We start from the raw sequence: 21,355 nt of genomic DNA, 5'->3' as shown, positions 1-21,355 counted from the left end.
AGTAGATTCATTATTAAGGCAGATAGCATAGCGAGCTTTTATTCATCAATAAAATGCTTTTTTTGCATATTTAATAACGGTTTTATTGATAAGCTTTAATATAAATCGATATAAAAAAAGCCTGGATAAATCCAGGCCCTTTTTATAGAAGCATTTTATTTGTTATCTGGTAAGGCATAAGCCACTAAATAGTCGCCCATTTTCGTACCAAATGAACCATGACCACCAGCCATAATTACAACATATTGCTTACCATTGATTTCATATGTCATTGGTGTTGCTTGTCCACCCGCTGGTAAACGCGCTTCCCAAAGTTTCTTACCATTAGTAACGTTAAACGCACGTAAGTAGTTATCTTGAGTTGCACCAACAAACATGACATTACCGGCAGTAGAGATTGAACCACCTAAACCAGGAACACCAATTTTTACAGCTGGTAATTGGAATAGGTTCGGTAAGCTGTCACGAATTGTACCAATACGTTTTTTCCATACCACTTCATGGGTTTTCAAATCTACGCCTGCAACATATCCCCAAGCCGGTTGTTTACAAGGTAAACCAAGTGGAGATAAGAATGCGCTGATTTCTACGCCATAAGGTACGCCGTACATTGGTTGTACGCCCTGCTCAGTTCCCGCACCTTTTGCAGTTTGCGCACGGTTTGGATCAGCAGGAATCAAACGGCTCACAAATGGTAATCCGATTGGGTTCATTACAGCAACTTGACGGTCAGGGTTAACCGACATACCGCCCCACTCAAACACACCTAAGTTACCAGGGAAAACTAAAGTACCGTTTTCAGATGGTGGAGTATAAATACCATCGTAGTTTAGACGTTTGAAAGATACACGACACATGAGCTGATCAAGCATAGTGGCACCCCACATGTCTTTATCAGTCAATTTGTCTTGTGGCGCCAAGTTCAAGTCAGAGAATGGCTGAGTTTTTGAATAATGCTCGCCTTTCGTTTGTGGTCCACGTTTAACTGTTTGTGGAACTGGTTTTTCAGTCACAGGAACAATTGGTTGACCATTACGACGATCAAGAACAAAGGCATTACCTGTTTTCGTCAATACATAGATTGCAGGAACAGTTTGGCCAGCTTTGTTTTTAATATCAGCTAAAGATGGCTGAGATGGTACATCCATATCCCATAAATCGTGATGGGTTGTCTGGAAGTTCCATACTAATTTACCAGTAGAGGCATTAATCGCTAACATTGAGTTTGCATAGCGCTCTTTAAGTTCAGTACGGTCACCACCCCAGATGTCTGGAGTACCTACACCTGTTGGCACATAAACGATATCAAGTTTTGAGTCGTATGCTAAAGGTGCCCACGCATTTGGTGAGTTATGAACAAACGTAGTACCTTGACCCGGCATTGCATTTGGATCTGCTGCGCCAGTATCAAACACCCAAAGAAGTTTACCAGTGTTAACGTCGTAACCACGAATTACACCAGATGGCTCTTTATTTGAGTAGTTATCTGTTACCGAACCAGCAATAACAACTGTTGAACCAGTCACAACACCAGGAGATGTTGGGTTGTAACCACCTGGGTAAGCGTATGGCATAAACTCTTGCAAGTTCACTTCACCATTTTTACCAAAGTCAGTACATGCTTTACCAGTGTCAGCATTCACCGCAACTAAACGGCCGTCATTCACAGGAACAAAGACTTTACGCGGACATTGTGTAGAGTCAGATTTCTTGCCTTGAAGACTTGTTGCAAACTCAGTTGTGTTGTTTGCATCGTAATACATCACACCACGACAAGTTAAATGCTGGAACGATTTATCCGTTTTAAGCTTCGGATCAAAACGCCATTTTTCTTTACCTGTAGCAGGATCAATCGAGATTAATTGCTGATGAGCTGTACAGATAAACATGTTATTACCGATTTTAATCGGAGTAACCTGATTGGTTGTTTCGCCAGAGTCATTACCCGTTTTAAGATCGCCAGTACGTAAAGTCCAAGCAACTTTCAAATCTTTTACGTTTTGGTCATTGATCTGTTTTAACGGAGAATAACGTACACCTGCCTGAGTACGACCATAAGCAGGCCAATCACTCTCAGCAACACCAGGTACTGCTTGAGCAATTTCTGGTTGAGGTGTTTTGATTTCACCATTAATTTCTTGCGGATCATTGAAAATAGAGTAAACCATTAACAAGATTGCAATTGCTAAAGTTGAAGATAACGCAACTTTACTTGATCCAAGGTTGTTGATTCCACGAGTCACAGCTGGAACCAATAACCATAAACCAAGAATACCTAAAATATCTAAACGAGGTGCAAGAGCCCAGAAGTCAGTTCCAACTTCCCAGACTCCCCAAATAATGGTACCTAGCATTAAAGCGGCATATACCCATAGGGCCGTGGATGCGCGCTTATAAAGTTGCCATGCAACAATCAGGAGTAATACACCAGCTATAATGTAGTAAATTGAACCGCCTAGTGTAGCGAGCCAAATACCTCCAATTAACAGGAATAACGCTAATAACCCAATAATAATTACGGTAAAAGTCGTTAAACCTGATCTTGAAGTAGGTTGATTCATAAACCACCTCTTATTAATCATCATTTTTATCGGAAAGATAAACCAAGCTTTTAAATAAAAATCGGCCTATCAATACATCTAAAACAAAACTCAGGCATAAAGAAAAACGGAAGGCCAAGTTACGTCAATTAATGATTTAACCCTCGACAATCCGTTTTCGGAGTAATTACGCTTAGAATGCCGTTGAGAATTTAATACCGCCTACCCAAGTGTTATCACCATTTTTTAATGCACCAACATGACGAACATATTGCACATTTGGACGGATAGTCAGCCAGTTCGTCGCATGGATACCGTAGTAAAGCTCGGTATTGTATTCAGTGTCATATTCTTTATTTTGGACATCGTTCCAATCATCGTTGATATGGATACGTGCAACACCTAATGCCAACTCATCTTGAGGACGTTGATTGAGCAAACCTTTATAGACCAAGCCTACATTTTGCATGTTATCAATTTTGTTGGTGTCAGAGTCGTGGAAAGTCAGGTTCACAAAACCTGTTAAACCGCGATCTGTTTGATCAACAGGCTGGAATAATTTTTGTTTTGCAGTTACCCAAACACCTTGCTTATGAGAATTTTTTGTTTCATCTGCAATTTCTTTAGCATCAGCAGTACTGTAGTAATAACCTAAACGGTATTCACCAGCCATGCTTTGAGCACCTAATTTAGGTGACCAAACCACTTCGGCAGGAATAATTGCACCGTGAGAACCATCCGTACTTAGGTTAAAACCTTTGCCTCGGTCCAGATTTTCTGGGTTATATTCATATACACCAACTTGCGTATATAAGTCTGGTTGCAAGTTATATTTAACACGCATTGCCCATTGGCTAACTGGCCAGTTATACCATTGATCGCCGACCCAGTTCCCTACTTGAGAACCGCAAAGCGCCAAGTTCTGGAAATCACAGTCAAAACTATTGAAGTCTTCACCTTCACCAAAACGACCGACTTTCACGTCTAACTTCTGGTCAAGGAATTTCTTCTTGATCCACAAATCTGTTAAACGCCAAGTCTGCTCACGTCCCCACACTTCTTGTGCCGAGCTTAAGTGCCCTGCTAAAGCTGGTGAGTGTTCAGAAAGCGACTGCCCATCACGATAAGTTAATGTGATTTGAGCTTCGGTATCTTGCCAACCTAAAATTTTATTTAGGTCAAAATGAGTTCCTAGTGCCAGTTGCCCCGTATAAGCACTACCATGCGTAGATGTATTTTTTGAATCTAAAATACCGGCATATTCGCCGGTATATCCAAAAGAAAAATCATAACCTTGTGCTTGTAACGCGGTGCGTTGACCGTTCCAATCACCCAACATCCAAGGACTATTTGGGTCAAATGCAGCAGCAGCTTGTGCGTGCTGTATAAAAAGAGTAATTGATAAAACGGATAAACAGGAAGCCATCAAGGATTTATGTGTTTTCATGTTTACATACCTTTTATGTCTTTGTTTATAAAGGGTACGCTAATTTTATGTAAAGAAATTATTCAAAATGTTAATCAATTGATTAATCTAATAATAATCTTAATACACATTGTATAAGAAATGGCCTCTACTCTTTACCACTGCCCTTCACCAAGCTTTTGACCTATAAAGGAATATCTCATTTTCGATCTTGAAAACTTAATTGGACATGCCAATTGTGGTTCTGTATCTGCTGTATTATTTTGCAAAGGTACATCCACAATCCATCCACGTTGTTGTGCTAGGGGCGAGTTTAAGGACTCAGTTAGGCTTAAAACAGGTTCTACACAAACATCAAGATTTGCGAATATTTCATGCCATTCTTTAAATGTTCTGGTCTTTATTTTTTCTTGAATAGCTTGTTTAACTTCCTGTCGGTCATCGGCATCTAAGGAAGCGCCTTTTTGTAATAATAGTGGCAAATCAAGAGCTATTGATAACCCTGACATAAATTGTGGTTCAAGACTGCCAATTGAAAGATAACGACCATCTTGGGTCATATAATAGTCATAGAAAATGCCACCATTAAGCATGCCATGCTCTGGAGCCTGTTCGACCTGTGCAGCAAGTGTGGCTGATGCAGCCATACTATTTAAGCTTGCCACGCAATCTGTCATAGAAATATCAATATATTGCCCCATGCCGCTACGCGCGCGCTCAACCACTGCGGCTAAAATAGCAATGACTGCATGAAGTGAACCACCTGCAATATCTGCAACTTGAATGCCAAGCGGTGGCGGGCCACTGTCTTGTCGGCCGCTATACCCAGCAATACCAGCTAAAGCTAAATAATTAATGTCATGCCCAGCTCGGTCTTTATAGCTTCCAGTCTGTCCATATCCGGTAATTGAACAATAAATTAAACGTGGATTAATTTCTGCAAGCGTTGAGTAGTCTAATCCTAGACGGCGCATCACATCAGGTCGAAACTGCTCGATGACAATATCAAATTCGGAAATCTTAGCTTTAATCAGCTCGATACTCGCTTGATCTTTTAAATCGAGAACAATCGACTGTTTATTTCGATTTAAATAACTATGTGCCGTTGCTTGTCCATTTGCATAAGGCGGCATAATGCGAATTAAATCTGGACGTGATGGAGATTCAATATGGATGACTTCTGCGCCCATATCGGCTAAATACATTGTGGCAAAAGGTCCAGGTAAGAGTGTCGAGAAATCGAGAACTTTAAGTCCATTTAATGCTGTCGTCATCGTTTTTTAACCACTATTATTCATATTTTCTTTTATATTAGTTAAGCAAATATTCTAAAACAATGTCATGTTCAGCCATTTACCTTGATCATTTCGGCAATTTAACATGTAAAAAGTGCTTTTACTCTGTTGTAAATCGCCAATTTATTTTTTTAGACGGTCATTTAGGTCAATTTAAAGTGAACATCAAAGAGACTGAAGGATTCAATATGAGTCGCGATACGATTAGCATCCACTTCGTGAATGCGGCTTTGACAGGCGTAAAACGCCTTGGCATGGATGTCGAGACGTTACTTTCACATGTGGGTATCGAAGCGGAACTATTACGTCAACCTAAAGCTCGAATCTCGCCAGAACAATACACTCGTTTTATAAAAATGTTGTGGATGGTCACACAAGATGAACACGTCGGTTTTGATGTACAGCCGCGTCGTTTGGGCACTTTTGCCATTATGTGTCAGTTGATTATTCATGCAAAAACCTTGGGCCAAGCCCTTGAACTCTCATCTCAATTTTACAAATTATTCGGTGATGAATGGTCTGTAAGCCTAGAGCGTGACAAACATGAAGCACGTTTAGTTCCACTCATTCCAAAAACATTAGATCCGGACCATTTCATTACTGAAAGTATGTTAATGATTTGGCATGGTTTGGCATCTTGGCTGATTGAACGTCGCTTACCTTTAGAACGTGTTCATTTTAGCTATCCACGTCCTGCCCATGCAGATGAATATGATGCATTATTTTTTGCACCAGTCATGCAGTTTGATGCACCGCGTACTGAAATTACTTTTGCAGCCGATTATCTTGACTTACCAATCCGCCAAGATGAAAAAACGCTAGAAGAGTTCTTAAAAGCAGCTCCTGCTCAGCTTTTAGTAAAATTCAAAAACACCAACTCGCTGACTTCTCGTATTCGTGACGTACTCAAAAGTCAGATTGGTGAAGAAATGCCAACGCTTAATGACGTTGCATCAATGTTGTACTTATCTCCTCAAACCTTACGCCGCCGCTTGGCTGCTGAAGGTAAAAGCTACCAAGGCGTGAAAGATGCCCTACGTCGAGATGCTGCTATTCACTTGTTACTCAACCCTGAATTAACACTTGAAGATGTTGCACAACAAGTTGGCTTTAGTGAAACCAGTACTTTCCACCGCGCATTTAAAAAATGGACTGGTGTGACCCCTGGTTTATATCGCCAGCTACACGGCTACCACTAATTCTTTAATCTATTTAAGTTTCACATTTAGCCCAAGTTCAACTTGGGCTTTTTTGTATCTCTATTGGCAAAAATCATCACCTGACTGGTGCGCTTATCGTCATTGCACTCGCTATTAAAACCAGTACACTCAAAACACAAATAAATTTTAAGCAATAAAAAAGGAACTGTTATGAGCGAGGCTTATATTATTGATGCCATTCGCACACCACGCGGAAAAGGAAAAAAAGACGGCTCTCTTTACGAAGTAAAACCAATTACCTTACTCACCACTTTATTAAATGAATTACAGCAGCGTCATCAACTCGATACGTCTAAAGTCGACGATATTGTTCTGGGCTGTGTAACTCCTATTGGTGATCAAGGTGGTGATATTGCCAAAACAGCAGCCATTGCAGCGGGTTGGAATGATGATGTTGCTGGAGTGCAAATCAATCGTTTTTGTGCTTCAGGTTTAGAAGCAGTCAATATGGCAGCAATGAAAGTTCGCTCAGGCTGGGAAGATTTAGTGGTTGCTGGTGGCGTCGAGTCAATGTCACGTATTCCAATGGGCTCCGATGGCGGGCCGTGGGCGTTAGACCCTGAAACAAACCTTAAATCATCATTTGTTCCACAAGGTGTGGGGGCTGACCTCATTGCAACCTTAGATGGTTATAGCCGCGAAGATGTAGACACATTTGCAGTAAACTCTCAGCAAAAAGCCGCAGCAGCTCAGGCAAATGGCTATTTCGATCAATCAGTGGTTCCAGTAAAAGATCATTCTGGTGTGGTGATTTTAGAAAAAGATGAATTTATTAAAGGAAATACGACAGTTGAAGGACTGACTAAACTCAACCCAAGTTTTGAAATGATGGGACAAATGGGTTTTGATGCTGTTGCCTTACAAAAATACCCTGAAGCACAAAAAATCAATCATGTTCATCATGCAGGTAACTCATCTGGCATTGTCGATGGAGCTGCTGTTGTTTTATTGGCCTCAGAAAAAGCCGTGAAAGAACAAAACTTAAAACCACGCGCTAAAGTTTTGGCGACTGCACTCGTAGGGACAGACCCTACGATCATGCTTACTGGCCCTGCTCCTGCTGCACGTAAAGCCTTAGAAAAAGCTGGTCTTACCATTGATGATATTGACCTGTTTGAAGTCAATGAAGCCTTTGCAGCAGTTGTAATGCGTTTTATCAATGAACTCAATGTTCCACCAGAAAAAGTTAACGTAAATGGCGGTGCGATTGCTTTAGGTCATCCATTGGGTGCAACGGGTGCCATGATTTTAGGCACGCTACTTGATGAGCTTGAACGTCAAAATAAAAAGCGCGGTTTAGCTACGCTCTGTGTTGGCGGTGGTATGGGTATTGCCACCATTATTGAACGCGTATAAAGATTAGGGATATAAAAGATGAGTGCAATCCAATACGAAAAAAATGCCGACAACATTGTCATTTTAACGCTTGATTCAACAGGTCAATCTGCAAACACCATGAATGCCGAGTTTCGTGACTCGCTTGATGAGGCAACGCAGAAACTTAAAGCAGAAACAGCACTTGCGGGCGTTATTTTCCGCTCAGCCAAAAAAACTTTCTTTGCTGGGGGCGATTTAGATGAGCTTATTCAAGTTCAGCCTGAACATGCCACTGATTTTTTCAACATGGTTGAAAAGTTAAAAGGCCATTTACGTACGATTGAAACTCTAGGTATTCCAGTCGTTGCAGCCTTGAATGGCACAGCCCTTGGTGGCGGTTGGGAAATTGCATTAAGCTGCCATCATCGTATTGCAATCAATGACCCAAAAAGTAAGTTCGGCCTACCTGAAGTCACTTTAGGCCTGTTACCGGGTGGCGGTGGTATTGTCCGCATGGTACGCCTACTTGGCTTACAAAATGCATTTCCTTTCTTAATGGAAGGCAAGCAATTTGGTGTCGATAAAGCAAAATCTTTAGGTTTAATCCATGACACTGCCGAAAACGAACAAGAGCTTTTAGATAAAGCGATCACATGGGTAAAAGCCAACCCTAAGTCTCAACAACCTTTTGATGTGAAGGGTTATAAAATTCCGGGCGGCGATCCAAAGACTCCAGCTGTTGCTCAAGTTCTTGCTATTGCCCCAGCCATGTTAAGAGACAAAACAAAAGGTTGTTACCCTGCTCCTGAAGCAATTATGGCGGCAGCAGTTGAAGGCGCTCAGGTCGATGTAGATACCGCTTTACGCATCGAATCTCGTTACTTCACCGAACTCACCACGGGTCAAATCTCTAAAAATATGATCGGCACTTTCTGGCACGGTCTAAATGCAATTAAGTCTGGTGCTAGTCGCCCTGCCGATGTTGCAAAATGGCAAGCCACCAAAGTTGGTGTGTTAGGTGCAGGCATGATGGGTGCTGGTATTGCATATTCAACCGCAATTAAAGGCATTCCTGTTGTACTAAAAGATGTATCTGTTGAAAATGCTGAAAAAGGCAAAGCCTATTCGCAGAAACTCCTTGATAAACGCGTTTCTCAAGGCCGTATGACCGCAGAAAAACGTGACCAAGTATTATCCCTCATTACAGCAACTGCCTCAGCACAAGACTTACAAGGCTGTGATCTCATTATTGAAGCTGTATTTGAAAACCAAGAGCTCAAAGCCAAAGTTACTCAAGAAGCTGAACAATCTTTAGCTGAAGGTGGAATCTTTGCATCAAATACCTCCACCCTACCAATCACAGGTTTGGCAACGGCGAGTAAAGATGACCAGAAGTTTATTGGACTACATTTCTTTAGCCCAGTCGACAAAATGCAGTTGGTAGAAATTATTAAAGGTAAAAACACTTCAAGCGACACACTTGCTAAAGCCTACGACTTTGTACAACAAATTGGAAAAACGCCAATTGTTGTCAATGATAGCCGCGGCTTCTTTACCAGTCGTGTGTTTGGTACTTTTATTCAAGAAGGTATGCGCTTACTTGCCGAAGGCGTTCATCCGGCCCGCATTGAAATGGCAGCGCTTAAAGCAGGCATGCCTGTAGGCCCTCTCGCTATTCAAGATGAAGTATCTTTAACCTTAACCGAACATGTTGCCAGTGAAGCACGTAAAGCGCTACAAGCCGAAGGGAAAGATTTGCCTAAGACCTCTGTCGATGAGGTCGTTCATACCATGATTCATGAGTTAAACCGTAAAGGTAAGGCGGCTGGAGCAGGTTTCTATGAATATCCAGAAAATGGTAAAAAGCATCTATGGGAAGGTTTAAACCGCTGGCAAAAAGATCATGGTATCTCTGAACAAGATATGATCGATCGCATTCTGTTTGTACAGGCCTTAGATACATTACGTTGTTATGAAGAAGGCGTATTGGAGTCAGTTATTGATGCCAATGTTGGCTCTATCTTTGGTATTGGTTATGCACCTTGGACGGGAGGTGCGATCCAGTTCCTCAACCAATATGGTACTGATAAAGCACAAAAACGAGCTGAAGAATTAGCTGCCAAATATGGTGAACGTTTTACACCTCCAACTTTGCTAAAAACCAAAGCTGAGCAGAAACAAAATATTCAATAACTTAGACTTATTGGATATTTAAAAACTGCATAAACCTTGCCCATATAAATATATTTTATTTATATGGGTTTTTCTTTATGACCTTTAAGATTTCAGCCTCCTGCCTAAATATGCTATAAATAGACTTCATTTTTGTGCTTCTAAAGCACATTCGAGAAATCCTTATGTCCGATAAAAATTCTTCCGAGTCAGCAATTTTAGGTTGGAAATTTGTTCTGATCGTTGGTGTTTTGAGTGCGATTTTCCTTGGCTTTTTCTATTTAGCGATGAGTAATGAACCTGACTATATGCCAGGGGCTCAGCGCAAAGCACAACAAGAGCAAATGCAGCAAAAAGCTGAAAATTCCACAGAGCAACACGCTCAACATAGTGACAACATGTCTGAAATGGATATGAAAGAACATCAGAACTCAACTCAGTAATTAGATATCAAATGACAGATTTTTCCCGTAATGCACTCGTTGTAGAGGGTGGAGGCATGCGTGGTGCCTTTACCAGTGGCGTACTTGATGCTTTTTTACAGCAGCAGTTCAACCCTTTCGATTTATATGTTGGCGTATCATCTGGTTCAACCAACGTTGCAAATTACTTAGCTGGTCAACAAGGCCGCACGTTAACGTTTTATATTGATCACTCACTCCGTCCTGAATTTATCGATTACAAACGCTTTTTTAAAGGCGGCGATTTACTTGATTTAGAATGGATGTGGGAAGTTGGTGAAAAAGAACATCCACTTGATCAGCAAAGTCTGTTTGCCAAAAATCCTGATTTTTATATGGTGTTGACGCATGCCAAAACAGGTCATGCAGAATATCTTCGTGCGGGTAAAGACAATTTGCTAAATGCACTTCGTGCGTCTAGCTCAATTCCAGTTTTAACGCGTCATCCCGTCGATATTATGGGTGAACCATACTTTGATGGTGGCGTTGCAGATGCCTTACCTGTTCGTTGGACGGCTCAGCAAAGTGATGTCAAAAAACTGTTAGTTTTACGCACTCGTCCGAAAAATTACTTTAAAGCCAGTAGTAAAGGCGATCAATTCCTCGCGAAATATGCGTTTAAACATCATTATGGTTTTGCAAACAGCTTACGTAGCCGTTGTGCTCGCTATAATGCTTCGGTCGATTTTGTCCGTGGTTCTAACTCAGACCAGCAAATTTTAGAAGTTTGCCCGCCACCCCTTAAGAATATGGCAGGTCGTTTAAGTACTAATCCGAAAAAGCTTCGTTATAGCTATGAAGTTGGTTTAGAAACAGGGCTGCAGGCAATTGAAAGCTGGAATTCAATGAAGTAAATCCAAATTGAGATTTCTAAAAAGAAGTCTCAATTTAACTCTAAAGTCATATCAATATGTGGGATACCACAATCTAGATACTCTTCGCCTTGAACCACAAAGCCCAATGCTTCATAAAACGCGGTCACATAAGTTTGAGCTGAAAGCTTTAGATAAGGTAAGTTCTGCTGGCGCGCATATTCAATAATATGCTGCATTAAAATTTTACCTATACCCTGCTTTCGATAAGGCATTAAAACAGCTACCCGCCCTACACTATGCTGTGGCAACAAGCGTGCTGTAGCAATTGGTTGCTCACGATCATACACAATAAAATGCAAAACTGTGGCATCCAAATCATCCCATTCATCTTCAGGTGCAATTCCCTGCTCTTGAATAAAAACCTGCTCACGAATGAGCTTGGTATCTTTCTCAAGCTGCTCCCACCCACCCGCTATAATTTTATACATGGGATAACCTGCTTAACACTTACAACCAATATTCTCGATAGGCAACTGGTCTTGTAATAACAATTCTAGAGTTTGTTTTTTAATACCATACATGTCTTTCAAGGCTTGAATTTGAGCCATGATCTTGGCATCAGGCTGAGTAACATCCTTACGCTTCGTTGCCAGAATCATTTTGTTTTTACTGGTATGTTCAAGCGATACAAACTCAAAGACTTTGGTTTCATAGCCATAAGCTTTTAAAAGTAATGCACGTAATGTATCCGTTAACATTTCAGCTTGCTGACCAGCATGAATCCCAAATTGCAGCATTGGCTGTAAAACTTCGGGACTATGTAATTGTGGGCGCAACTCTTTGTGGCAACATGGGGCACACATAATCATTGATGCATTTAAACGAATGCCAGTATGAATCGCAAAATCGGTAGCAATGTCACAAGCATGCAAGGCAATCATAACGTCCAACTTCTCCGGTTGATAACTACGTACATCGCCTTCAAAAAAGTCTAAATGATTGAAATCAACTTTATCTGCAACTTTTTGGCAAAATTCAACTAGGTTTGGGCGTAATTCAACACCGGTAATGAGAGGTGTTTTTTGTTGTTCTTGCAAATAATCATATAAAGCAAAAGTTAAATAGCCTTTACCTGAACCGAAATCGACAATCCGTAACTCTTGCTGAGATGCGTCAATCTGTTCATAGGCACTCGCAAAAATTTCAATAAATTTATTTATCTGTTTCCATTTACGGGCCATGCTTGGAATGATTTGGCCTTTTTCATCGGTAATACCAAGCTCTTTTAGAAATGCATTGCCTTGCTGTACATAGCGTTGCTTTTCACGATCATGCGCCTGCACCATTTGTGTCGCATTTACAGCCTGCTTTTTACCCATATTTAATAAGGCTTTTTTCTTATTTTTTTTAAGTTGGATTTCTTGAGTAGTTGAAAATAAGTTCGCTTGCTTACACCGCACTAAAAGCGCTGTAATCTGTTCTAAGCCCTCTTCAAATGAATAATTTTTGGTCACATCTTGGGTTGTATAGTGATATAAAGCCGAAAGCTGCTTTTGTCCATGTAACTCTACAATACGGAAAGTGATTTTTTCCAGTTGTTCCAACTCTCCTTTATATTGGCTCAAAATCAAACGCTCAAAAGTCTGCTCATCAAGCATTTGTTTGATTTCATAAAAGAATTGCTGTTCTTGCTCAAAGGAGAAAACCGACACGGATATACCTAAAAAATGAAGACTCATATAAAATAGAAGTTTAAAGGGTCTAGGATTAAAAATAAAATAACTTTACGACTGTTTTGTATTTCTATACATTTGTATTTTTAATCAAAAAAATTAAACTCATGAGTAAATCTGTGCTGGAAACTTACGATCCAAAAGAAGAACTACTTAACGCCTACAGCCATGGAGCTGGTGTCGTTATGGCAGTTATTGCTTCTATCTTTTTAATTATGAAGGGATCTTATCTTCCAACTGCTCAGTGGGTGGGTTTATGGGTATACTCATTTAGTCTAATTTTAGTTTTCACGAGTTCAACACTCTATCACTTTGCTCAAACACAAAATCTACGTTACTGGTATAAGAAACTAGACCACACTGCTATTTATTATTTAATTGCTGGGACATATACCCCTTTCTTAAGCATCGCGATTCCTACACAAAAAGCCCATATTCTGCTGATTGCTCTATGGAGCATTGCTGCAATTGGTACACTTTTCAAGTTAGTTTTTATTCATCGTTTTCAAAAAATTTCTTTACTTGCCTATATTGTAATGGGATGGCTTGCTGTTTTTGTAATGGATGATATGCGTACTTATTTGAGTAAAGACGCATTGATTTTCTTGATTATTGGCGGGTTAGCTTATACGGTTGGAGCATTGTTTTACGCGTTAAAAAAGGTAAGATATACCCATGCGATCTGGCACATTTTTGTGCTTTTAGGTGCAGGAGCACACTTTCTTGCGATCTATTGGTACATTGTTTAGTTCATTTTTCACTCTTATTCAGTGATCCTGAAAGAGTCATGGATGATGTTCTTTCACGCTATTCTTTGAGAAAAATATGTCTTTAAAAAGAATAGTAAATTAAAAATAAATTTTAACTGATATAAGGTCTTATATGGAGTCAACTTCTGCGACTGCTGCTCCAGCAGTAGCCACTAATTCAAAAACGCGGGTTTTGTTTGCAAGTTTAGTCGGTACAACCATTGAGTTCTTCGACTTTTATATCTATGCAACTGCCGCAGTACTTATCTTTCCTCACCTGTTTTTCCCTGCTAGTAGTGGCAGTGCCGCAGTCTTACAATCTTTAGCAACCTTCGCCATTGCCTTTATTGCCCGCCCTATCGGTGCAGCATTATTCGGCCATTTAGGAGACCGTATTGGTCGTAAAGCAACTCTAGTTGCAGCTTTGCTCACCATGGGTATTTCAACAGTATGTATTGGTTTACTTCCAACCTATGCACAAATTGGTCTTGCCGCACCTTTACTATTAGCTGTATGTCGTCTAGGGCAAGGCTTAGGTTTAGGTGGTGAATGGAGTGGTGCTGTATTACTTGCAACAGAGAATGCACCTGAAGGTAAGCGCGCATGGTATGGCATGTTCCCACAACTAGGGGCTCCAATTGGCTTTATTTTGGCAACAGGTTCATTTTTATTATTGGGTGCAGCCATTCCTGAGCAGGCATTCATGCAATGGGGCTGGCGTATTCCCTTTATTGCAAGTGCTGTATTAGTGATTGTTGGCTTATATATCCGTTTAAAGCTCCATGAAACTCCAGCATTCCAAAAAGTTTTGGATAAGCAAAAAGAAGTCAATATTCCATTTAAAGAAGTCTTAACCAAACATACAGGTAAACTTGTACTTGGTACGATTGCAGCAATCTGTACGTTTGTGGTGTTCTATCTTACAACCGTATTTGCCTTAAACTGGGGAACCACTAAACTCGGCTATTCACGTGGTGAGTTCTTAGAACTTCAACTCTTTGCCACACTGTGCTTTGCTGCATTCATTCCTTTATCGGCTATTTTTGCAGAAAAATTTGGTCGTAAAGCCACTTCGATTGGTGTTTGTATTGCTGCTGCAATTTTCGGCTTGTTCTTCTCTAGCATGTTAGAGTCTGGAAATACGTTAATTGTCTTTCTCTTCTTATGTACAGGCTTGTCGATTATGGGCTTGACCTATGGTCCGATTGGTACTGTTCTTTCTGAACTTTTCCCAACTTCAGTTCGTTATACGGGTTCAGCATTAACGTTTAACTTGGCAGGTATTTTTGGTGCATCTTTTGCTCCACTCATTGCCACTAAGCTTGCTGAAACTTATGGTTTATATGCAGTTGGTTATTATCTTACTGCGGCATCACTTCTATCACTCATCGCTTTCTTATTCATTCGTGAAACAAAAAATGATGATGTGAATAATCAGATTTAAAAACTAGAAATTCTTATAAAAAAAAGCCGGTTCATCATTGACCGGCTTTTTTATAAATATATGACTTAATTTATTGATGCTGGAGCTGCTACATTGCTTGCTGCAACAGCGGCTGCTCCTGCTACAGCTGCTTCACCAATTAAAGCCACTTTTGCTTTTTCTTGGCTCTTCACAGATAAAGCAGGGTTAGTTGCCACAATACGATTAATGTTTGCTGAGTTTGCCGGAGCAATCGCAGTAGTTTGTAAAATAATTGGGCGATTAGCTGTGTTACCCAACGTATAGCGAATACCTGTGCGAGGGCTAATCACTGTTGTATTTTCTTGCTTCACTACAGCTTGAGCCGAAGTTGGGCCTTTTGCTGCAAGTACTTTGTCAACCGTTGTCGTTTGAGGGGCTGAAGCTGCTTCTGCTGCGAAAACAAAACTAGGCACAGCAAGAACAGTTAAAAATAAAGGTTGTAATACTTTTTTCATTGTCTTTCCAACATACACTCTGGATGAGAAGTAAATAGCATTTAATGCTTAAAACTGCAAACATTATTCACAGGCTTACTACAAACGTAAAAAAAAGCAGAACAATTGTTCTGCTTTTTTTTGTGAAGGCAGATTAAATCTTACCGTGACATTGTTTATATTTTAGTCCAGAACCACATGGGCATGGCGCATTGCGGCTTTCTGGAACAGGAAAAGTTTGCTGATCGGCAGACTCGTTCATGGTTTCTTGAGAAAGTGTAACTTCACCCGTTAAACCATCTACATCGTCATGTTCAAAAGAAAGCTTCATCGATTCAGCTTGCTGCTGCTGTTGAGCTTCCATTTCTGCAAGTTCTTCTGGTGTTGGGATATGTACACGAGACAAATCAGTCACAACATCAGTTTTAATAATACCGAGCATATTTACAAACAGGTTGAAAGCTTCTTTCTTGTATTCCTGTTCAGGATTCTTTTGTGCATAGCCACGTAAGTGAATACCTTGACGCAAGTAATCCATTGCAGCTAAGTGATCTTTCCAATGGCGATCAAGAGAGTTTAAAACGAAGTGACGTTCAAGCATTGCTGCTGATTCATCACCCATTTGAGCACGGCGTTGACGATAACGTTCAATCACTTCATCACTGATTCGCTCAACTAAACCCTCTTCATCCAAACGGCGATCTTGATCTAACCATTCCTGAATTGGTAGCTCAATACCCAAATCAATACGTAAAGCATTTTCTAAACCTTCAACATCCCACTGGTCATGAATTGACTCAGGTGGAATAAAGTTAGCAATCACGCCTTTCATCACTTCATGATGCATTTCTTCAACGTATTCTTTTAAAGTATTTTCAGCTAACACTTCATCACGTTGTGAATAAATGATCTTACGTTGTTCATTATTCACATCATCGTATTTCAATAAGTTTTTACGAATATCAAAGTTACGTGCTTCAACTTTACGCTGAGCGTTCTCAATTGAACGACTCACCATTTTATGTTCAATCGCTTCATTTTCTTGTAGACCCATCGCGCGCATCATTCCGACTACGCGGTCACCTGCGAAAATACGCATAAGGTCATCTTCAAGAGACAAATAGAAACGAGAAACCCCAGGGTCACCCTGACGGCCCGCACGACCACGTAACTGGTTATCAATACGACGTGATTCATGGCGTTCAGAACCAATGATATGCAAACCACCTGATTGCAATACATCTTCATGGTCTTGTTCCCATTGTGCTTTCAGACGTGCTTCATCTTCAGCAGTAGGGTTTTCAAGTTTGGCAAGTTTCGCTTTCCAGTTACCACCCAAGATAATGTCAGTACCACGACCCGCCATGTTCGTTGCAATCGTTACTGCATTCGGGCTACCCGCTTGAGCAATAATGTCAGCTTCACGCTCATGTTGTTTTGCATTCAACACTTCATGGTGAATGCCAGCTTGCATTAACTTAGAAGACAAAATTTCACTGGCTTCAATGGTTGCTGTACCAATAAGAATCGGTGCCACACCTTGCTCACGAATATTCGTAATTTCTTGAATAATCGCGTCATATTTACCATTACGGTTTAAATAAATTAAATCGTTTTGGTCATTACGTACCATTGGGCGGTGAGTTGGAATAATCACAACATCAAGGCCATAAATTTCTTTCATTTCCGCAGCTTCAGTATCAGCAGTACCTGTCATACCTGAAAGCTTTTTATATAAACGGAAATAGTTCTGGAATGTTGTGGTCGCTAAAGTCTGGTTTTCAGGCTGAATTTCCAAGCCTTCTTTCGCTTCAACTGCTTGATGCAAACCTTCTGACCAACGACGGCCCGGCATTGTACGGCCAGTATGTTCATCAACAATCACGACTTCACCATCATGAATAATATAGTGAACATCGCGCTGGAATAAGAAATGTGCACGAATAGCGGCAGACACATGGTGAACAAGGCTTAGATTCGTTGCTGAATATAAGCTTTCACCTTCAGCCAACAAGCCCATCTGAATAAGTTCTTGCTCAACAGTTTCATAACCAATTTCGGTCATTTCAACTGAACGCTGCTTTTCATCAATCCAGAAATGCCCGCCATCTGCGACTTTTTCTTCTTTTTGCGGACGTAATCTAGGGGGAATCGTATTGATTGCAGCATAAAGATGTGAAGAGTCTTCACTTTGACCAGAAATAATTAATGGTGTACGTGCTTCATCAATCAAGATTGAGTCAACTTCATCGATAATGGCATAGTGCAAGCCACGTTGTTTCTTTTCTGCTAAAGAAAACACCATGTTGTCACGTAAGTAGTCAAAACCGAATTCGTTATTGGTACCATAAGTAATATCAGCAAGATAAGCTTCCGCTTTTTCTGACGGGCCTTGCATTGAATAGATCGTACCAATAGATAAACCCAAAAATTCAAATAATGGGCGGTTCAACTCAGCATCACGCTGTGCCAAATAATCGTTCACAGTAATGACATGAACGCCTTCGCCACTTAATGCGTTTAAATAACACGCCAAAGTACCCATAAGGGTTTTACCTTCACCGGTACGCATTTCGGCAATCTTACCTTCATGTAAGGTAATACCACCAATAAGCTGAACGTCATAGTGACGCATGCCCATTACACGTTTGGCAGCTTCACGACACACTGCAAACGCTTCTGGAAGTAATTTATCTAAACTTTCGCCATTATTATAACGTTGTTTGAATTCTGGAGTTTTTGCAGATAAGTCTGCATCGCTTAAAGCTGATATCGTCGGCTCGAGCGCATTGATTTGCTCAACAATTTTGCGCATGCGTTTGAGTTCGCGCTCATTTTTTGTACCGAAGATACCTCCGATCAGACTTGCCAACATGGATAAACTCTCTAAATCTTGCTTGGTCAAATGAATAAACTTTTTCTCAGTCGTTTATTATGGTGCCAGAAATTTGAAGTACAAGGGTTTTGCACAAAACCCCTAAAAAAAATCTGATAGTTAGACGAATGGTTTTATCATTCGCCTAGTCCCCCGTAATGCGCCCTGCCCCTAAAAACGTAACATTAACGCTCATCTATTAAGCATAACTTCCGAGAAATCTAATTTAGCAAATTTACCTTAAAGTTACATTGATTAAGCACATAAAATAGTGAGTTTTAGTCATATATATTTACACTTATATAAAAAACTCATAATAAAATACAAAAACAATAATTTTAATCATAAAGATAATGCTGCATATTTATTGGATCGAATAACAAATTATGAGCAATTGAGGAACGATCATGACACTACGATTAGGAGACACTGCCACCGATTTTCAACAAGAATCGAGTGAAGGCACAATTAATTTTTATGATTTTCTAGGGGATAGTTGGGGAATTTTATTTTCACATCCAGCCGACTATACGCCCGTATGTACAACAGAGTTAGGTTACACAGCAAAATTAAAAGATGAATTTACGAAGCGTAATGTTAAAGCGATTGCTTTGTCAGTAGATGATGTAGAGTCTCATAAGGGCTGGATCAACGATATTAATGAAACACAAAATACGACTGTAAATTTTCCAATCATTGCAGATAAAGATCGTAAAGTCTCTGAGCTATATGGTTTCATTCATCCAAATGCCAGTGAAACACTGACAGTACGTTCATTAGTGATTATTGATCCAAATAAAAAAGTTCGCTTAATCATTACCTACCCTGCTTCAACAGGCCGAAATTTTAATGAAGTCTTACGTGTTGTTGACTCATTACAATTAACTGACAAGCATAAAGTAGCGACGCCAGCGAACTGGCAGCAAGGTGAAGATGTCGTTATTGTGCCATCACTTAAAGATGAAGAAGAAATTAAACAACGCTTCCCTAAAGGCTATACAGCGGTTAAACCTTATTTACGCTTAACACCACAGCCTGAGCAAGATTAAAGCCTTTAAAAAAGGCTTTAATCGAAGTGCAAGACAAACGAAGTGCGTAAGCAAGCATTTGAAAAGTTCGCTACAAGACAAGCGAAGCGCGTAGGCAAACATTCTAAAGTTTTCGAATAAAAACTGACAGCAACACGTATGCAACCAGTTAAAAAGTTCATAACAGAGCATCGGAAATAAGTATCAAATTTTTAGAAAATCTTAAGTAAATATCACACCCTAAAAAGTCATCCAACGTGATGGCTTTTTATTTATGTATTGAATACACATGGTTTTTACTGCCCAGATCAGTTATAACTCGAAGCGATTCGGTATAAAAAATAAAAATCATGATCTATAAAATTCATCATTTAAAGTGCGGCAGCATGTGCCCAGTTTGTGCCCCACTCTTTGGACAAAAAGGCTTCCGGGCTGAAGTCGTCTGCCATTGCCTGTTGGTTGAAACCGATCGCGGCCTTGTACTTATTGATACAGGTTTTGGGCTACAAGATTATTTACATATGAAGCAGCGACTAGGTTCATTAGTCCAACGTTTAGGCAAAATTGAGACTAACCTTGAGTTTAGTGCCATCCAGCAAATCCAAAAGCTCGGGTTTAATCCTAAGGATATTCAGCATATCTTTGTCACTCATCTTGATTTTGATCATGCGGGTGGAATTTCAGATTTTCCCCATGCCACAGTTCATGTTTTAGCAGCAGAATATAACGCGGCCCAACTTCCAAATCTTAAGGGCAAACTTCGCTATAGAACTAATCAATATAAAGACCATCGTTACTGGAACTTTGTTGAATATCAGCAAGGTGAAGCATGGTTTAACCTTGAAAAGGTAAAAGGTTTTCCTCTTTTTCAAGATGAAATTTTAATGGTGCCTTTATTGGGTCACTCAGCTGGTCATTGTGGCATTGCGATAAAGCAACAAAATCAATGGTTATTATTTTGTGGAGATGCGTATTACTCACACCTAGAGTTAAACCCTAAAAATAAATTAAGATCTCTTAGTTTGCTGGAAAAAACATTTGCAGAAGATAATGAGAAACGTCTTGTTAATCTCAAACGCTTGCAGCATTTAGCTCAACATGAGCCAACGATTGAAATAATTTGTGCTCATGATCCTTATGAGCTTAACCGGTATCAAACATGAAAAAATTATCACTCATCACACTTGCCATCTGTATAAATTTACAGGGATGTATGCAACATGAAAGTATTGCCCATGAGCATCGACCACAAGACTGGGGGACATTAGTCTCTCAGAGTCATAACTTTTATCAAATTAGTGGTGATGTTTTTCGCAGTGAACAACCCGATGCAACGATGGTTCCCGAGTTAAAACGCCATCAAATTGGAACTATTATTAACCTAAGAGCCAAAGCGGCAGACGATTTAGTTTTTAAAAATGAAATTTTTAATCTTGTGCATATTCCTATCAATACATGGGCAATTGATCGACAAGATCTATTAGAAGTCATGCAACAAATTAAGATTGCCAAACAGAATAATCAACGTGTTTTATTGCACTGCTATCATGGTTCAGACCGTACAGGAGCCAGTGTTGCCATGTATCGTATTATTTTTGAGAATTGGGCAATTGATGATGCGGTTAAAGAAATGAAGGAAGGAGGATACGGTTATCATATTATTTGGAAAAATATTGACCGTTTATTCACCCCTGAAAATGTAAAATGGATTCAACAACAACTGTCGAATTCCAGCAGTTAAAGACTGGATTGCTTTTGTATACAAACACAATTGTTAGGCAAATAAGTTGGCTCAATCACCAACTTATTTATTGTTTTCATTCTT

Annotated in this window: 17 protein-coding genes; 10 read left to right on the top strand and 7 right to left on the bottom strand. The window is 40.0% G+C overall.

The window, feature by feature from the left end:
- Positions 1 to 155: 155 nt before the first annotated feature.
- From MKL38_RS13100 to MKL38_RS13090, 3 genes are all read right to left on the bottom strand, one after another.
- Entirely contained in the window at positions 156 to 2,561 is a 2,406-nt protein-coding gene (locus MKL38_RS13100; protein WP_270903464.1) for a glucose/quinate/shikimate family membrane-bound PQQ-dependent dehydrogenase, read from the bottom strand.
- Between the two features lie 172 nt (positions 2,562 to 2,733).
- Complete coding sequence (locus tag MKL38_RS13095; protein WP_270903550.1) at positions 2,734 to 3,966, bottom strand: carbohydrate porin; 1,233 nt, start codon at positions 3,964 to 3,966, stop codon at positions 2,734 to 2,736.
- A gap of 155 nt (positions 3,967 to 4,121) precedes the next feature.
- Entirely contained in the window at positions 4,122 to 5,240 is a 1,119-nt protein-coding gene (locus tag MKL38_RS13090) for a CaiB/BaiF CoA transferase family protein (protein ID WP_270903463.1), read from the bottom strand.
- Between the two features lie 209 nt (positions 5,241 to 5,449).
- Here MKL38_RS13090 and MKL38_RS13085 point away from each other — a divergent pair, with 209 nt between their 5' ends.
- The 5 genes from MKL38_RS13085 to MKL38_RS13065 all read left to right on the top strand — a co-directional run bounded on the left by MKL38_RS13085 (position 5,450) and on the right by MKL38_RS13065 (position 11,285).
- The gene (locus MKL38_RS13085) at positions 5,450 to 6,460 is read left to right on the top strand and encodes an AraC family transcriptional regulator (RefSeq protein WP_004638954.1); all 1,011 of its coding nucleotides are present in this window, start codon (positions 5,450 to 5,452) and stop codon (positions 6,458 to 6,460) included.
- A 171-nt stretch (positions 6,461 to 6,631) separates the two neighbouring features.
- The gene (locus MKL38_RS13080; protein WP_092708709.1) at positions 6,632 to 7,837 is read left to right on the top strand and encodes an acetyl-CoA C-acetyltransferase; all 1,206 of its coding nucleotides are present in this window, start codon (positions 6,632 to 6,634) and stop codon (positions 7,835 to 7,837) included.
- Positions 7,838 to 7,855: 18 nt separating this feature from the next.
- Positions 7,856 to 9,991: a 3-hydroxyacyl-CoA dehydrogenase NAD-binding domain-containing protein gene (locus MKL38_RS13075; RefSeq protein ID WP_270903462.1), complete on the top strand. Its 2,136-nt coding sequence runs from the start codon at positions 7,856 to 7,858 to the stop codon at positions 9,989 to 9,991.
- Positions 9,992 to 10,155: 164 nt separating this feature from the next.
- Positions 10,156 to 10,413, top strand: coding sequence for a hypothetical protein (locus MKL38_RS13070; RefSeq protein ID WP_004638947.1), 258 nt, complete (start codon positions 10,156 to 10,158; stop codon positions 10,411 to 10,413).
- A gap of 11 nt (positions 10,414 to 10,424) precedes the next feature.
- Positions 10,425 to 11,285 carry a patatin-like phospholipase family protein gene (locus MKL38_RS13065; protein ID WP_270903461.1) on the top strand — a complete coding sequence of 287 codons (861 nt, stop codon included), beginning with the start codon at positions 10,425 to 10,427 and terminating at the stop codon, positions 11,283 to 11,285.
- A gap of 29 nt (positions 11,286 to 11,314) precedes the next feature.
- Here MKL38_RS13065 and MKL38_RS13060 read toward each other — a convergent pair whose 3' ends face one another.
- Both MKL38_RS13060 and MKL38_RS13055 read right to left on the bottom strand, forming a co-directional pair.
- Complete coding sequence (locus MKL38_RS13060) at positions 11,315 to 11,734, bottom strand: GNAT family N-acetyltransferase (protein WP_270903460.1); 420 nt, start codon at positions 11,732 to 11,734, stop codon at positions 11,315 to 11,317.
- 12 nt (positions 11,735 to 11,746) lie between these two features.
- The gene (locus MKL38_RS13055) at positions 11,747 to 12,958 is read right to left on the bottom strand and encodes a class I SAM-dependent methyltransferase (RefSeq protein WP_270903459.1); all 1,212 of its coding nucleotides are present in this window, start codon (positions 12,956 to 12,958) and stop codon (positions 11,747 to 11,749) included.
- 128 nt (positions 12,959 to 13,086) lie between these two features.
- On the opposite strand from MKL38_RS13055, the gene trhA reads away from it, so the two are divergent.
- Both trhA and MKL38_RS13045 read left to right on the top strand, forming a co-directional pair.
- Positions 13,087 to 13,728 (top strand): PAQR family membrane homeostasis protein TrhA, encoded by a 642-nt coding sequence (trhA, locus tag MKL38_RS13050; RefSeq protein ID WP_003655229.1) that lies wholly within the window; start codon positions 13,087 to 13,089, stop codon positions 13,726 to 13,728.
- 133 nt (positions 13,729 to 13,861) lie between these two features.
- Positions 13,862 to 15,172: an MFS transporter gene (locus MKL38_RS13045; protein WP_270903458.1), complete on the top strand. Its 1,311-nt coding sequence runs from the start codon at positions 13,862 to 13,864 to the stop codon at positions 15,170 to 15,172.
- 65 nt (positions 15,173 to 15,237) lie between these two features.
- Here the strand turns inward: MKL38_RS13045 and MKL38_RS13040 are convergent, their stop codons facing one another.
- Together MKL38_RS13040 and secA are read right to left on the bottom strand one after the other, a co-directional pair.
- Complete coding sequence (locus MKL38_RS13040; RefSeq protein ID WP_004638939.1) at positions 15,238 to 15,648, bottom strand: hypothetical protein; 411 nt, start codon at positions 15,646 to 15,648, stop codon at positions 15,238 to 15,240.
- Positions 15,649 to 15,781: 133 nt separating this feature from the next.
- Positions 15,782 to 18,502, bottom strand: coding sequence for a preprotein translocase subunit SecA (gene secA / locus MKL38_RS13035; protein ID WP_017392451.1), 2,721 nt, complete (start codon positions 18,500 to 18,502; stop codon positions 15,782 to 15,784).
- A 407-nt stretch (positions 18,503 to 18,909) separates the two neighbouring features.
- Here secA and MKL38_RS13030 point away from each other — a divergent pair, with 407 nt between their 5' ends.
- From MKL38_RS13030 to MKL38_RS13020, 3 genes are all read left to right on the top strand, one after another.
- Positions 18,910 to 19,551, top strand: coding sequence for a peroxiredoxin (locus tag MKL38_RS13030; protein WP_270903457.1), 642 nt, complete (start codon positions 18,910 to 18,912; stop codon positions 19,549 to 19,551).
- 329 nt (positions 19,552 to 19,880) lie between these two features.
- The gene (locus MKL38_RS13025; RefSeq protein WP_270903456.1) at positions 19,881 to 20,693 is read left to right on the top strand and encodes an MBL fold metallo-hydrolase; all 813 of its coding nucleotides are present in this window, start codon (positions 19,881 to 19,883) and stop codon (positions 20,691 to 20,693) included.
- Entirely contained in the window at positions 20,690 to 21,271 is a 582-nt protein-coding gene (locus MKL38_RS13020; protein WP_270903455.1) for a dual specificity protein phosphatase family protein, read from the top strand. Before MKL38_RS13025 ends, MKL38_RS13020 begins: the two co-directional genes overlap by 4 nt.
- The last annotated feature ends 84 nt before the right edge of the window (positions 21,272 to 21,355 follow it).

It is taken from the genome of Acinetobacter sp. AOR14_HL (assembly GCF_027855175.1).
In the GTDB taxonomy this organism is placed as follows: Bacteria; Pseudomonadota; Gammaproteobacteria; order Pseudomonadales; family Moraxellaceae; genus Acinetobacter; species Acinetobacter calcoaceticus.
Note: the sequence above shows the minus strand (reverse complement) of the source record. Positions and strands in the feature narration are given on the sequence as shown.